The following is a 13,599-nucleotide window of genomic DNA, read 5'->3' on the forward strand; positions in this document are numbered from 1 at the left end:
TCTCTTTAAATCCGCGGAAACGACCGGCGCGTCAATGCCACAGCAGCATGGCGCAGATCGTGGAGACAAACAGCCCGGCCAGCACGGGCAGCAGCAGCGCGCGCACGGCGTCGAGCACGGGTACGCGGGCAAACCCGGCCACGGCGATCAGCGACGACCACGCGATCAGCGTGCCGCCGCCCGTCCAGACCGCGCCCATCTGGCCCACGGCGGCCAGCGTGGCGGAATCGAACCCGACCACCGGGCCCAGCGCCCCGGCCAGCGTGCCGGTCAGCGGCAGCCCGGCAAACCCCGAGCCGTCGATGCCGGTGATCATGCCCACCAGCAGCACGCCGAATGCCACCAGCACGTGGTTGTCCGGGATCATGTGCTGGTACGCCTGGATCAGTTCGAACAGCAGGCTCGGCGCGCGGCCGGCATCCACGCCCAGGATCTGCGCGGCGGTTTCTCCGGCGCCCACGAAGAAGAAGCCGGCAATCGGCAGCACCGAGCCCATGGCCTTGAACGCGAACACGAAGCCGTCGGTGATGTGGTCCGGGCAGACGTCGAGCATGCGGCGCGGCCCTTCGGCGGCCAGCGTGGCCAGCATCATCAGCAGCGCGGCCACGCCACCCACCAGCGCGGCGGCGGCGCCGCCCTTGAGGTCGGGCATGCCGGAGGCGATCTTCGGCAGCACCATCAGCGTCACCACGCAGATGAACGCCAGCGGCGTCAGCACGGCAAAGAACTTTGACCACTTCACGCGGCGGCGCGCCACCATCGCCAGGCTCTGCTCGATGTTGGCGTCGGTGGCCAGCGGCTCGTCGTGCGACGTGCCGCGCGCGATCTCGGCCTTGTCGAACGTGCCGATGGCTTCCACGGCGGCGTCGGGGCCCGTGGCGCGGGCCTGCCAGCGGTCCAGCAGCGCGCCGCTGGCCGGCACGATATGGCGGCGCATGGACAGGTAGGCCAGCGACAGCGCGATGGCACCGGTGATGATCGACAGGATCAGCGCGCGGTCCGCCACCACGGCCGCGCTGACCGCCGCGCCGGCCGCCTTGGCGCTGATGCCCGGCGCCACGCCGATCACGTAGTCCGACGACAGCGCCATGCCCTGCCCGGCAATCGCGATGGCCATGGCGCCAGCCAGCGGCGGCAGCCCGGCGGCGATGGCGGCCGGCAGCAGGATGGCCGACACCAGCGGCACGGCCGGCGTGGGCCAGAAGAACAGCGAGATCACGTAGGTGATGCCGGCCAGGATGAAATAGGCGCTATGGCCGTTCTTCATCACCAGCCGGAACGGCTCGACCATGCGGATATCGGATCGCAGCGTCTTCAGCGCGTTGAGCAGCGCCGTCATGAACGCGATCACCAGGAAGATGTTGAACAGTTCCTTGGCCGCCACGAGGCTGGCCGAGAAGATGCCGCCCAGCGCGCTGATCGGGCTGCCCGTGATGGCCAGGATCACGAGGAAGGTGCCCAGGATCGACGGCACCACGACATTGGCCCGCAGGATCATCGTCAGCACGATCACTGCCACGCCCAGCAGGTACACCCAATGTGCCAGGCCAATCTCAACAGTTTGTTGCATGAGGCTCCCCTTTCCTGGAGGCCCTTGTGGGGGCGGTATATGAATCGTTGTCGAATCGCTTTTTTGTATACTATATCCCGCTCGATCACGATCACAAGCGAAAACTGCCGGACCTAGGGAAATCACCGCCGCGGTGCGGCAGATTCCCCGGAACAGGCCACACTGCACGGATTGCGGGCGGTGCGCACCGTTCCGGTCGGGGCTGGCGGCTGCTGGAAAACCCTCTGGCTTTTTCGTAAACTGTGTGTAGACTGTATACCGAAATGACTTACAGGCCCGTTCCCATGCTCCATGTCACCGACGCGATGATCGATCGCCACGTCACCGCCGCCGACGCCCAGGCCGCCATGCTCGACGCTTTCCGCAGCTTCGGCCGGGGCGACGCGGCCATGCAGGAACGCATCCGCACCGAGGCGGGCGGCGTGAAGCTGTCGACGCTCGGCGCGGTCATCCCGTCCCAGCAGGTGGCGGGCGCCAAGGTCTACACCACCATCGCCGGCCAGTTCTCGTTTGTCATCCTGCTGTTTTCGACGGTTGACGGCCGCCCGCTGGCCTCGTTCGATGCCGGCGCGATCACGCGGCTGCGCACGGCGGCCTGCACGGTGCTGGCGGCCCGCAAGCTGGCCACGCCCGGCGCGTCGACGCTGGCGCTGTTCGGCGCCGGCACGCAGGGCGTGCAGCATGCGCTGCAGCTATCGGCCGCGCTGCCGCTGCGGCAGGTGCTGGTCTGCGACCCGTACGCGGCGCCCGACGCGGCCGACCGCCTGGCCAGCCAGTGCGGCATCCCGGTGGCCTTCGCGCCGGCCGAGGCCGCCGCGAAGACGGCGGACATCATCGTGACGGCGTCGCGCTCGACCACGCCGCTATTCCCCGGCAACGTCGTCAAGCCCGGCGCGTTCGTGGCCGCCATCGGATCCAGCCTGCCGCACACGCGCGAGCTGGACGACACGCTGCTGGCGCGCGCTGCCGCCGTGGTGGTCGAGTGGCGCCAGCAATCGCTGCGCGAAGCCGGCGACCTTGTGCTGGCCGACAAGGCCGCACTGCCCGACAACAAGATCGTGGAACTGGCCGATGTGCTGCTCGATACCGAACCCGCGCGCCGCCATGCCGACGACATCGTGATCTACAAGTCGGTGGGCGTCGGGCTGGAAGACGTGGCCCTGGCCGGCGTGGCCTGGCAACGGATCGCCGCCGCCCAGGCCGTCGCCGCCTGACCCGCCGACGATTGCAGTCACCGCCCTGCGCGGTTTTTTTATCGCCCGGGCGCCGTTGTAGAAAGTATACAAACCCCTTTTACCCCGAACGCTACGAAAACAGGAGCCCCCAATGGCCGAACTGATGAACCGAGAAGACTTCCGTGCCGCGCTGGAAAACGCCATCAAAGGCAAGAGCGCGAACCAGGCGCCCTTCAGCAAGGCGTGGGCCGGCGGCACGCTGAGCCGCGAGCACCTGGCCCGCTGGGCCGAGAACCACTACCACTACGTCGGGCCGTTCGCCGACTACCTGGCCTATATCTACGCCCGCACGCCCGACCACATGACCGAGGCCAAGGACTTCCTGCTGGCCAACATGTACGAGGAGGAAATCGGCGGCGACCGCCACACGGACCTGCTGATCCGCTTTGCCGAAGCCTGCGGCACCTCACGCGAGCGCGTGGTGAACCCCGACAACATGTCGCCGACCACGCGCGGGCTGCAAAGCTGGTGCTACGCCGTGGCGATGCGCGAGGACCCCGTGGTGGCCGTGGCCGGCCTGGTGGTGGGGCTGGAGTCGCAGGTGCCGTCGATCTACCGCAAGCAAACCCCGACGCTGCGCGAGAAGTACGGCTTCACCGACGAGGAAGTCGAATTCTTCGACCTGCACATCGTGTCCGACGAAATCCACGGCGAGCGCGGCTACCAGATCGTGCTGGAGCACGCCAACACGCCCGAACTGCAGCAGCGTTGCCTGAAGATCTGCGAGATCGGCGCCCAGATGCGGCTGCTCTACACCACGGCGCTGTACTACGACTACGTCGACGCCAAGCCCGAGGCCGCGGCCGCCTGAGGCCGCACCGCCCCGCGTGACCCTGGCCGCCCGGCGCGTCCGGGGCCGTCCCGAATCCTCCAACCAGGCCCCCGCAAGATGACCGAGACGTACCGCAACTACATCGACGGCGAATGGTGCGACAGCGCCACCGGCCGCACGCTCGACAACGTCAACCCCGCCGACACGCGCGAGATCGTCAGCCGCCACGCCGCGTCGGACGCCCGCGATGCCGCCGCCGCGGTGGCCGCCGCCGCCGCCGCGTTCGACGGATGGAAGAAGACCCCGATCGGCAAGCGCGCCAGGGTCCTGAACGACGCCGCCGCGCACCTGGAAGCCAACGCCGACAGCATCGCCGCCGAACTGACGCGCGAGGAAGGCAAGGCGCTGAACCTGGCACGCGACGAAGTCATGCGGTCGGCCCAGACCCTGCGCTTCTACGCCGTGGAAGGCCAGACCTTCGGCGGTGAGAGTTTTCCTAACGACGATCCGGACATGCTGGTCTACACGCTGCGCGAGCCGCTGGGCGTGGTGACCGTGATCTCGCCGTGGAACTTCCCGGTGTCGATTCCCGCGCGCAAGATCGCGCCGGCGCTGATCACGGGCAACACCGTGGTGTTCAAGCCGTCGTCGGACGCGCCGCTGTCCGGCTACCGGCTGGCCGAGGCGTTCGTCAAGGCCGGCATTCCGAAAGGCGTGCTCAACTTCGTGACCGGCAGCGCGGCCGAGGTGGGCCCGACGCTGGTGGCATCGCGCGCGGTGCGCGCCGTGTCGTTCACGGGGTCCACGGCGGCCGGCGAGCAGATCCACAAGGCCGTGCCGATGACCACGCGCACGCAGATGGAGCTGGGCGGCAAGAATCCGCTGATCGTGATGGAGGACGCCGACCTGGACCACGCCGTGGACCTGGCCATCAAGGGCGGGCTGTCGCTGTCGGGCCAGGCGTGCACCGGCACCAGCCGCATCCTGGTGATGCCCGAGGTCCGGCAGGCGTTCACCGACAAGCTGGTGGCCAGGGTCAAGGCGCTGAAGATCGGCAGCGGCATGACGCCGGGCATGGACCTGGGCCCGCTGGCCACGCGCAAGCAGCGCGAGACCGTGCTGGGCTACATCGCCGCCGGGCGGCAGGAAGCCACGCTGCTGTGCGGCGGCGACGCGCTGACCGACGGCGACTTCGCGCACGGCTACTACGTGGCGCCGGCCGTGTTCACCGACGTCACGCAGTCGATGCGGATTGCCCGCGAGGAAATCTTCGGCCCGGTGCTGGCGATCATCGAGGTGGACAGCTACGCCGATGCCATCGCCAAGGCCAACGACACCGACTACGGGCTGTCCGCCGCCATCGCCACGCGCAACCCGCGCTACCTGCACGACTTTGCGCGCGACATCGAATCGGGCACGGTCAAGATCAACCGCACCACCACGGGCAACCTCGTCAACGCCCCGTTCGGCGGGCTCAAGCGCTCCAGCACATCGACGTTCCGCGAATCGGGCCGCGCCGGGCTGGAGTTCTATACGCAGATCAAGACCGTCTACCAGGGCGTCTGACCCGAATCCAAGGAAACTACGATGAAAAAATCGATCAAGCTCGAACTCAGGGAGGCGCGCCACATGGTGGCCGCCGCGATCCGGAAGGCCGATGAAATCGGCGTGCTGGAATCAGTCTGCATCGTCGATGACGGCGGCTACCCGCTGCTGCTCGAACGCATGGACGGCGCGCGCATCACCGGGCCGCAGATTGCCTGGAACAAGGCGTTCACGGCCGCCGGGCACAAGCGCTCCACGCACCTGTTCAACACGCCGCCGAACGGCCCGGCACTGCCCGGCAACGAGGCGTTCGGCATCCAGTGGAGCTTCGAGGGCAAGTTCGCGGTGTTCGTGGGCGGCTACCCGATCGTGGTGAACGGCGAGGTCATCGGCGGCGTGGGGCTGTCCGGCGGCAACGGCGAGCAGGACACCGCGTGCGGCGTGGCCGCGCTGGAAGCGCTGCGCGACCTGCTGGCCGCCGACGACCTGACCGTGCTGGCGCAGGCCGACATCAAGAAGTAGGCGGGGGAATCAGTCATGGCCCATCGCGTCGAGATTGCGGAAACGCAACAGGTGTTCCAGGTGGCGGCCGGCGAGTCGGTGCTCGATGCCGCGCTGCGCAGCGGCGTGGCGCTGGCCCACGAATGCACGTTCGGCGGATGCGGCACGTGCCGCATGCAGGTGGTGGAAGGGTCGGTGTCCTATGAGGATTTTCCGATGGCGCTGACCGAGGCCGAACACGCCGAGGGCGTCGCGCTGGCCTGTCAGGCGCGCCCGCTGAGCGACCTCGTCATCAGCACCGCGCGCGCCGGGGCCGCGCTGCCGCCGCCGCGCCGCACGTCGGCATCGGTGATGTCGGTGGCGCCGCTGGGTCCGGACGTCCAGCACCTGCGGCTGGCCCTGCCCGACGACGAACCGTTCGTCTACGCGCCCGGCCAGTACCTGAAGGTCTGGCTGGAGGACGGCAGCCATCGCAGTTTCTCCATGGCATCGGCACCGGCCGGCAACAGCGTCGACTTCCATGTGCGGCAGATCGCCGGCGGGCGGTTCACGTCGCGCCGCCTGCCGCAACTGCGCGCCGGGGACCGGCTCGACGTGGAACTGCCGCACGGCAGCTTTGCGCTGCGCAAGGAGGATTACCGGCCGCTGCTGATGGTGGCGACCGGCACCGGGCTGGCGCCGATCAAGAGCATGCTCGAATCGCTGATGGACGACCCCGATTGCCCGCCCGTCTGGCTCTACTGGGGCGCGCGCTCGGCCGCCGACCTGTATCTGCACGACGAGATCGCCACCTGGGGCGAGCGGCTGTACGACTTCCAGTACGTGCCGGTGCTGTCGCGCGGCGGCGACAACTGGCAGGGGCGGCGCGGCTACGTGCAGGACGCCGTGGCGGCCGACCTGGGCGACCTGTCCGAGCACGCGATCTACCTGTGCGGGTCGCCGCACATGATCCGCGACGCCCGGCAGACGTTCATGGCGCTTGGTGCCGAGGCGCCTTTCATCTACGCGGACAGCTTCACGTTCCAGCACGCGGGCGGCTGACAAACCCGGCGGCGTCATCGGCGGGGCCACGGTAGATGTCTACCCTATGTCTTGCGCGGGGAGGCAACGGTATACAATAGCGGCATTCACGCCGTGGCCCATCGACCGCGGCGCATCACCGATATCCGACGGCCGATCCCGACCATGAACGACGCCACCGCCAGTGCCATCAAGCCGAATCCGGACACCCCGGCCGCAAGCCTGGGCGCCCAGCATTCTCCCCTTTTCGCGCTGGTCACCGACACGCTGCGGCAACGTATCCTGGGCGGCCAGTACGAACAGGGCGAGCGGCTGGTGGAAAACACGCTGTCGCTGGAACTGGGCGTGTCGCGCATTCCCGTGCGCGAGGCGCTGCGGGCGCTGGCGGCCGAGGGGCTGGTGCGGATCGAGCCGCGGCGCGGCGCGTCCGTGGCCCGGCTGTCGCCCAACATCGCCCGCGAAATGGTCGAGGTGCGCGCCACGCTGGAAGGGCTGAACGCCAAGCTGGCCGCGCAGCGCCGCGATCCGGCGCTGATCCAGGAACTGGAAAAGGTGCTCAAGGAAGGCAACGACGCGGTCGACAGCGGCCAGACCGAGCGGTTCGTCGAACTGAATTCGCGCTTTCACGAGGTGCTGGGCAACATCGCCGCCAACAGCGTGCTGCAGGACATGATGCGGTCGCTGCGCGAGCGCACCGCGCTGCTGTTCGCGCCGGCCAACCTGAGCCGGGCGCGCATCAACTGGGACGAGCACGCCCAGATCCTGCAGGCCGTGATTGCCGGCGATGCCGACCTGGCGTCGCTGCTGGCCACGCGCCACGTCTACAGCGCCGCCAAGGCGGTGGAATCGATGGCGGCCGATGGCGCCACGGCTGCACCCACGGCGGGCACGGCGGACGCCCCTCGCCAGACCCACGCCTGACCCTGCCCGATCACGGTTCAGGCAATTCCCCGTTGCGCACCAGCAAATGGCGCAGTGCACCATCGAAGTGTATACTGTAGGCGTTTGTTGACCACAATAGGGATTTGCCATGCATTACCCGGAAGCTTCCTACCTTGAGCGCCCCGTCGGCGCGCAGCTTCTGAGCCACTACGCCCGGCGCGATGCCGTCCGCCATGCCACGCCGCTCGTGCCGCTGCGCCTGGCGGACGTCATTGCCTTCTTCCGCTGGCGTAGCGCGCGGCGCAAGACGGCCTGAGTCCTACTGGCAACGAAAAAAGCCGCCCGGAATGGGCGGCTTTCTTATTGGGTACGACGAAACGTCAGAGTGCGGCAGGCGGCATCTCGACGCTGCCGAACTCGGCCGACCGCGACCCGCTGATCGGCCGGTTGCTGGCGCCGAAATACGCGAACGCCACCGACAGCTTCACCGCCTCCGAATCGTTGCGGCCGGCCGCGTGGAACAGGCGGCTGTCGAACATCAGCACGTCGCCGCGATGCAGCGCCAGCGGCATCGCCCCCTTGAGTAACCCCTGGCTGGCCGGATGGGCCTCGACCAGGAACTCGGCCGGATCGAGCTGGGCCGGGTCCAGCCTGGCGCGATGCGAGCCCGGAATCACGCGCAGCACCCCGTTGCGCTCGTCCTCGTCGCCTAGCGCCAACCAGACGGTGACCAGTTCCGGATTCACGAACGACCAGTAGCGCGTGTCGCGGTGCCAGCCGGTCTGGCTGCCATAGTGCGGATGCTTGGTCATCACGCAGTTGTGGTGGGCCAGCGTGAGCCGGGCCGGCTCGCCTAGCAGCGCCTCCACCGTCGCCACCAGCTGCGGATGGCTGGCCCAGCGCCGGAACGCCTCGTCCCGCCCATACGCCTGGCGCAGCCGGCGCACCGTGTGCCCGCCCGCCGCGTCGCGCGTGGCCGGCGCGCCGGGATAGCCCAGGTCGGCTTCGAACTCCACCGGCGGCACGGCGTCGGCCAGGTGGCGGCGCGTCACCGCCTCCAGCGCGGCGCATGTGGCCTCGCTGGCAAACTGGCGCAGCACGATGTAGCCGCCCGCGTGGAATTCGCGCGCCAGGCTGGCCAGGGCCGCCTGGTCGGCCAGCGGAGCGGAACAATCGAAATCGAGGGAATGGGGCGCGCCAGACACGCGCGGTTGCGAGGCAGTCATTGCAGCAGCTAAGACAATTCTGAAAGTGAGGGGGCGGCGACAGCCCGATGATGCCAGAAGCGGCGCGATCCGGCGCGGGCTGGCGCCCGATTCCGGTGCACCGGGCCACCGTCGCCGCCGCGCCACCGTGCGGAAACCCACTGTCGCATGCGACCTCCACGCCGCTACAATGGCCGGACCCTGCCGCACCGTCCCGTCATCGCCAACCTGCCACCAAGGCTGCCCATCGTGACTGCCAGACCCCGGATCACCGCCTCGCTGGCCGAGGCCCAGAACCAGCTCAGCCGCATCGTGCTGGGCAAGCCGCGCCAGGTGCGGCTGGCGCTGGCGTGCATGCTGGCCGGCGGCCACCTGCTGCTGGAAGACGTGCCCGGCGTGGGCAAGACCACGCTGGCTCACGCGCTGGCGCAGACGCTGGGGCTGCAGTACCAGCGCGTGCAGTTCACCAGCGACCTGCTGCCGGCGGACCTGGTCGGCGTGTCGGTCTACGTACGCGAATCCAGCGATTTCCGCTTCCATCGCGGCCCGGTCTTCGCGCAACTGGTGCTGGCCGACGAGATCAACCGCGCGCCGCCGAAGACGCAGAGCGCGCTGCTGGAAGCGATGGCCGAACACCAGGTGACGCACGACGGCGTGACCCACGCGCTGCCCACGCCGTTCTTCGTCGTCGCCACCCAGAATCCGCTGGACCAGATCGGCACGCATGCGCTGCCCGAATCGCAGCTGGACCGCTTCACGATGCGGATTTCGCTCGGCTATCCCGACCCGGCGTTCGAGCGCGTGCTGTACCTGGGCGCCGCCACCCGGCCCGAGCCGGTGGCCGTGATGGACGCCGAGCAGGTGGTGGCGCTGCAGGCCGCCGCGAGCCGCGTCTATACCAGCCCCGCACTGGTCGATTACGTGCTGGCGCTGGTGCAGGCCACGCGCGCCGAGTCCGGCTTCGTGGCCGGGCTGTCGCCGCGCGCCGGCCTGGCGCTGCTGGCCTGCGCCCGCGCCTGGGCGCTGCTGGACCAGCGCGACATGGTGATGCCGGAAGACGTGCAGGCCGTGTTCGCGCCCGTGGCCGGCCATCGGCTGCTGCCCGGCGATGCCGACACCACCGCGCTGGACCATCTGGTCGCCCGCGTGGCGATTCCCTGATACCGCCGCCGCCCAGGCCAGCCATGCGACGTCCGCCGACGGCTTCCGGCCCCGCGCTGCCCCTGCCGGTGCCCACGCCCCGCCCGCGCCGGCCGCGCCCGCCGGTCAACGGCGTGGTCACGCTCGATCGTCGCCACCTCTACATCCTGCCCACGCGCAGCGGCCTGGGCTTTGCCCTGCTGCTGCTGGCGATGCTGACCACCTCGCTGAACTACAACATCAGCCTGGGCTTTGCGCTGACGTTCCTGCTGGTGGGCATCGGCATGGCCTGCATGTGGATGGCCTACCGCAACCTGCTCGATCTCGATATCTCGGCGGGCCCGGTCTCGGCGCCATTCGCGGGCGAGACCGCCACGTTCGTGCTGCACGTCGCCAACCATGACGGCGGCGCGCGCATCGGCGTGGAAGCCATGGCCGCGGGCGGAGTGGCCGACGCCGCGCCGGGTCTGACGCTGGACGGGCTGGGGCAGGGCGCGCTTGCCGTGCGCGTGGCGGCGCCACGGCGCGGCCGGCTGGCGCTGCCACGCGTGACCGTGTCCAGCCGCTTTCCGTTCGGCCTGTTCCGGGTCTGGAGCTATGCGGACCTGCCGCTCACCACCTTTGTCTATCCCGCGCCCGAGCGGCCGGCGCCACCGCTGCCGCTGACGCCGCGCCCTGAGGACGGCGACGACGGCCAGCTCCAGGCCGCCGCCGACGATGGCATCGACCAGCTGCGCAAATACCGCCCCGGCGACCCGCTGCACCGCATCGCCTGGAAGCACAGCGCCCGCACCGGCCGATGGCTGAGCCGCACCGGGCACGTGCCGCGCCAGCCCGGCTGCTGGATCGATTGGGACGCGCTGCCGTTCACGATGGATACCGAGGCGCGGCTGTCGCGCCTGTGCGCCTGGGTGCTGGCCGCGGGCGACCATGTCGACCTGGGCCTGCGCCTGCCCGGCGTGGAGATCGCGCCGGGCGCCGGCCCGGCCCATCGCCGCGCCTGCCTGGAAGCGCTGGCCATCTGGCCGGAGCGCCGCGCATCATGAAGCCGCAGCAGCCAGCGCGGCCGCTTGGCCATCAGGAACACGGCATGCTGATTGCCCAGTTGGCGCTCGTGCTGGCGCCGCAGGCCCGCACGCTACCGGTATCGGTCAGCCTGCTGCTGGTGCTGCTGCTGGCCTGGCGCTGGCTGCTCTGGCGCCAGCGCGCGCCGCTGCCTTCGAAATTCCTGGTCGGCACGGCCGGCGTGCTGGTGCTGCTGATTGCCGCCGCGCTGGTCTGGCGGGGCGGCGGCAGCTTCGGGCGCGAGCTTTGCGTGGCGCTACTGGCGGCGTTCGTGATTCTCAAGCTGATGGAGACCCGGGCGCTGGCTGATGCCACGCTGGTCACGCAGTTGTCGTTCTACCTGCTGCTGACGCTGTACCTGGAGGACCAGCCGTTCTGGCTGGCGATCTACAGCATGGCGATCGGAGCATGGATCCTGCGCAACTGGCTGCTGTTCCACCATCCCGAGGCGCGTGGACGGCTGGCAATCTGGCCGCTGCTGGGCCGCATGGCGCTGTTCGGGCTGCCGTGGGCGCTGTTCCTGTTCCTGCTGTTTCCGCGCCTGGACCATCCGCTGTGGCGGCTGCCGCAGTCCGAGCCGACCGGCCGAACCGGCATCAGCGACACGATGCGGCCGGGCAGCGTTGGCGAACTGATCCGCTCGCCGGAAGTGGCGTTCCGCGCCGATATCGTCGGCGACCCGCTGCCCGCGAGCGCGCTCTACTGGCGGGCGCTGGTGCTGTGGCACTACGACGGCCAGACATGGCGCGCCGGCGAGGCGCCCACGCTGCGCGCGGCGCCAGGGCTGCGCGACGACGATGGGGACCGCGACCTGCGCGATGGCGGCGGCGCCGGTCTGCGCACGTACAACGTCACGCTGGAGCCCAATCACAAGCCGTGGCTGTATCTGCTGGATCGCGGCGTGGCGGTGTCGGACAGCTTGCTGGCGCAGGCGTCGGCCGATGGCGAATTCTTCATGCGGGCGCCGGTGGACCGGGCGCTGCGGTACCGCGCGCTGTCCGAACTGCAGGGCCTGCCGCAGCCGCTGACGCGCCGCACGCTGCAACTGTCGCTCGCGCTGCCGGACGGCAACCCGCGCAGCCGCGAGCTGGCCGCCGGCTGGATGGCCCGGTATCCAGACCCGTGGCAGCGCGTGCAGGCCGCCATGCGGCTGTTCGCCGCCGCGCCGTTTGCGTACACGCTGTCGCCGCCGCCGCTGGGCACATCCCAGGTGGACAGCTTCCTGTTCGATACCCGGCGCGGCTTCTGCGAGCACTACGCCAGCAGTTTCGTGTTCCTGATGCGCGCGGCCGGGGTGCCGGCGCGGGTGGTGCTGGGCTACCAGGGCGGCGAGTACAACCCGATGGGCAGGCACTATGTGATCCGGCAGTCGGACGCCCATGCGTGGGCCGAGGTCTGGCTGGCCGGCCGGGGTTGGGTGCGCGTCGATCCGACCAGCGCCGTCGCGCCGAGCCGGGTGGAGAACGGCGTCGACGCCGCGCTGGCGGGCGAGGACCTGCAGGCGTTGCGCGATCTGCGCGCGCCCGGCTGGCTGCGCGACCTGCGCTGGAGCTTCGACGGGCTGGCGTACCGGTGGCAGCGCTGGGTGCTCGAATACGACCGCGGCCAGCAGAACCGGCTGCTCGACCAGGCGGGGCTCGGCAATCGGCTGCCGCAGGTGCTGGCGACGGGGCTGGCCCTGCTCGCGGTGCTCGCGCTGGTGCCGATGTGGCTGCGCCGCCGGCGGGTGGATCCGGTGCAGGCGCTCTACGACCGCTACTGCGGCTTGCTGGCGCGGCACGGCGTGTCGCGCGGGACGTCGGAAGGTCCGCGCGACTTCGCCGCCCGCGCCGAGGCCGCTCTACCCCAGGCGCGCGACGCAGTGCGAGCGTTCACTGACCAGTACGTCGGCTGGAAGTACGGCGCGCCGGGCAGGGGGTCGCAGGCCGGCGTGCTCGGCGGATTGCGCGCGGCATTGCGCGACCTGTCCCGCTGCCTGGCGCGGCGCTAGCGTTCGGCCGGCGGGCCAGACTATCCACGGTGCCGAACTTGCCATGGCGGCCTTGGCCTCATATAGTTTCATTCGTAACTATCTCGGATGAAACAAAATGTCGTTCGAACGTCGCATTGACCGCTTCTGCGCCGAGCATCCCGAGGCGCCGCGCGACCTGATCCTGGCGTCGCGGCTGCTGCTGCGCTCGGCCCGGCTGCTGCGGCAGCATATCGAGCGCGCGCTGGCGCCGTTCGAGCTGGACCTGCACCAATACCTCGTCATCAGCATGCTGGCCACCGATGCCGGCGAGCCGACCATGCCGTCGGAGCTGGGCCTGACCATCGACGCCACGCGCACGCAGATGACGCGGCTCGTCGACGGGCTGGAAGCCAGGGGGCTGGTGCTGCGCAAGACCGCCGAGCATGACCGCCGCAGCCTGGCGCTGACGCTGACGCCGGCCGCGCGGGAGCTGTTCGCGCAGGTGGCGCCGGTCGTGCATGCCGCCTATGGCGCCGCGTGGGCGCCGCTGGGCGATGCCGGGCTTGCCGCCGCCACGCGCGAGCTGGCCGCGCTGCATCAGCATCTGGCTGCCCTGGAGGCAGCGCAGCCGTGAGCAGGCCCGCCGGACGCTGGCACCGGCTGCAGGCCGGCGTGCGCTGGCTGCGGCTGCTGACCCACCGGCAGCGGCAGAC

Annotated in this window: 13 protein-coding genes; 11 read left to right on the top strand and 2 right to left on the bottom strand. The window is 70.0% G+C overall.

What is annotated here, in order from left to right; translation table 11 throughout:
- Nucleotides 1–31 precede the first annotated feature (31 nt).
- Nucleotides 32–1,570 carry a hypothetical protein gene (locus tag EPAKOI_RS23640; protein WP_313838564.1) on the bottom strand — a complete coding sequence of 513 codons (1,539 nt, stop codon included), beginning with the start codon at nt 1,568–1,570 and terminating at the stop codon, nt 32–34.
- 284 nt (nt 1,571–1,854) lie between these two features.
- Between EPAKOI_RS23640 and EPAKOI_RS23645 the strand changes: the two genes are divergently transcribed.
- The 7 genes from EPAKOI_RS23645 to EPAKOI_RS23675 all read left to right on the top strand — a co-directional run bounded on the left by EPAKOI_RS23645 (nt 1,855) and on the right by EPAKOI_RS23675 (nt 7,841).
- Nucleotides 1,855–2,784: an ornithine cyclodeaminase family protein gene (locus tag EPAKOI_RS23645; RefSeq protein ID WP_423193862.1), complete on the top strand. Its 930-nt coding sequence runs from the start codon at nt 1,855–1,857 to the stop codon at nt 2,782–2,784.
- Between the two features lie 112 nt (nt 2,785–2,896).
- Complete coding sequence (locus EPAKOI_RS23650; protein WP_124685910.1) at nt 2,897–3,616, top strand: TenA family transcriptional regulator; 720 nt, start codon at nt 2,897–2,899, stop codon at nt 3,614–3,616.
- A 78-nt stretch (nt 3,617–3,694) separates the two neighbouring features.
- Entirely contained in the window at nt 3,695–5,143 is a 1,449-nt protein-coding gene (locus EPAKOI_RS23655) for an aldehyde dehydrogenase family protein (RefSeq protein WP_423193863.1), read from the top strand.
- Between the two features lie 21 nt (nt 5,144–5,164).
- Nucleotides 5,165–5,644, top strand: coding sequence for a GlcG/HbpS family heme-binding protein (locus EPAKOI_RS23660; protein WP_423193864.1), 480 nt, complete (start codon nt 5,165–5,167; stop codon nt 5,642–5,644).
- A gap of 15 nt (nt 5,645–5,659) precedes the next feature.
- Entirely contained in the window at nt 5,660–6,664 is a 1,005-nt protein-coding gene (locus tag EPAKOI_RS23665) for a 2Fe-2S iron-sulfur cluster-binding protein (RefSeq protein ID WP_423193865.1), read from the top strand.
- A gap of 144 nt (nt 6,665–6,808) precedes the next feature.
- Nucleotides 6,809–7,564, top strand: a complete 756-nt coding sequence (locus tag EPAKOI_RS23670; protein ID WP_423193866.1) for a GntR family transcriptional regulator — start codon at nt 6,809–6,811, stop codon at nt 7,562–7,564.
- A 109-nt stretch (nt 7,565–7,673) separates the two neighbouring features.
- Nucleotides 7,674–7,841 carry a hypothetical protein gene (locus tag EPAKOI_RS23675; protein ID WP_423193867.1) on the top strand — a complete coding sequence of 56 codons (168 nt, stop codon included), beginning with the start codon at nt 7,674–7,676 and terminating at the stop codon, nt 7,839–7,841.
- A 64-nt stretch (nt 7,842–7,905) separates the two neighbouring features.
- On the opposite strand, the gene EPAKOI_RS23680 is transcribed toward EPAKOI_RS23675, so the two are convergent.
- A complete protein-coding gene (locus EPAKOI_RS23680; protein ID WP_124685906.1) occupies nt 7,906–8,751 on the bottom strand; it encodes a phytanoyl-CoA dioxygenase family protein in 846 nt (281 codons plus the stop codon).
- 228 nt (nt 8,752–8,979) lie between these two features.
- Here EPAKOI_RS23680 and EPAKOI_RS23685 point away from each other — a divergent pair, with 228 nt between their 5' ends.
- The 4 genes from EPAKOI_RS23685 to EPAKOI_RS23700 all read left to right on the top strand — a co-directional run bounded on the left by EPAKOI_RS23685 (nt 8,980) and on the right by EPAKOI_RS23700 (nt 13,520).
- Nucleotides 8,980–9,891, top strand: a complete 912-nt coding sequence (locus tag EPAKOI_RS23685; RefSeq protein WP_423193868.1) for an AAA family ATPase — start codon at nt 8,980–8,982, stop codon at nt 9,889–9,891.
- Nucleotides 9,892–9,914: 23 nt separating this feature from the next.
- Nucleotides 9,915–10,916, top strand: a complete 1,002-nt coding sequence (locus EPAKOI_RS23690) for a DUF58 domain-containing protein (RefSeq protein ID WP_423193869.1) — start codon at nt 9,915–9,917, stop codon at nt 10,914–10,916.
- Entirely contained in the window at nt 10,913–12,925 is a 2,013-nt protein-coding gene (locus EPAKOI_RS23695) for a transglutaminase TgpA family protein (RefSeq protein WP_423193870.1), read from the top strand. Before EPAKOI_RS23690 ends, EPAKOI_RS23695 begins: the two co-directional genes overlap by 4 nt.
- Before the next feature lie 97 nt (nt 12,926–13,022).
- Nucleotides 13,023–13,520 carry a MarR family winged helix-turn-helix transcriptional regulator gene (locus EPAKOI_RS23700; protein ID WP_423193871.1) on the top strand — a complete coding sequence of 166 codons (498 nt, stop codon included), beginning with the start codon at nt 13,023–13,025 and terminating at the stop codon, nt 13,518–13,520.
- The last annotated feature ends 79 nt before the right edge of the window (nt 13,521–13,599 follow it).

It is taken from the genome of Cupriavidus sp. H18C2, from assembly GCF_049393795.1.
Lineage (GTDB): Bacteria > Pseudomonadota > Gammaproteobacteria > Burkholderiales > Burkholderiaceae > Cupriavidus > Cupriavidus pauculus_C.

Bases quoted from the DNA above. Each gene is read 5' to 3' on its own strand.
- EPAKOI_RS23650 (WP_124685910.1), top strand. From the start codon at position 2,897: ATGGCCGAACTGATGAACCGAGAAGACTTCCGTGCCGCGCTGGAAAAC.
- EPAKOI_RS23675 (WP_423193867.1), top strand. From the start codon at position 7,674: ATGCATTACCCGGAAGCTTCCTACCTTGAGCGCCCCGTCGGCGCGCAG.
- EPAKOI_RS23700 (WP_423193871.1), top strand. From the start codon at position 13,023: ATGTCGTTCGAACGTCGCATTGACCGCTTCTGCGCCGAGCATCCCGAG.
- EPAKOI_RS23665 (WP_423193865.1), top strand. From the start codon at position 5,660: ATGGCCCATCGCGTCGAGATTGCGGAAACGCAACAGGTGTTCCAGGTG.
- EPAKOI_RS23680 (WP_124685906.1), bottom strand. From the start codon at position 8,751: ATGACTGCCTCGCAACCGCGCGTGTCTGGCGCGCCCCATTCCCTCGAT.
- EPAKOI_RS23695 (WP_423193870.1), top strand. From the start codon at position 10,913: ATGAAGCCGCAGCAGCCAGCGCGGCCGCTTGGCCATCAGGAACACGGC.
- EPAKOI_RS23645 (WP_423193862.1), top strand. From the start codon at position 1,855: ATGCTCCATGTCACCGACGCGATGATCGATCGCCACGTCACCGCCGCC.
- EPAKOI_RS23660 (WP_423193864.1), top strand. From the start codon at position 5,165: ATGAAAAAATCGATCAAGCTCGAACTCAGGGAGGCGCGCCACATGGTG.
- EPAKOI_RS23655 (WP_423193863.1), top strand. From the start codon at position 3,695: ATGACCGAGACGTACCGCAACTACATCGACGGCGAATGGTGCGACAGC.
- EPAKOI_RS23670 (WP_423193866.1), top strand. From the start codon at position 6,809: ATGAACGACGCCACCGCCAGTGCCATCAAGCCGAATCCGGACACCCCG.
- EPAKOI_RS23690 (WP_423193869.1), top strand. From the start codon at position 9,915: ATGCGACGTCCGCCGACGGCTTCCGGCCCCGCGCTGCCCCTGCCGGTG.
- EPAKOI_RS23640 (WP_313838564.1), bottom strand. From the start codon at position 1,570: ATGCAACAAACTGTTGAGATTGGCCTGGCACATTGGGTGTACCTGCTG.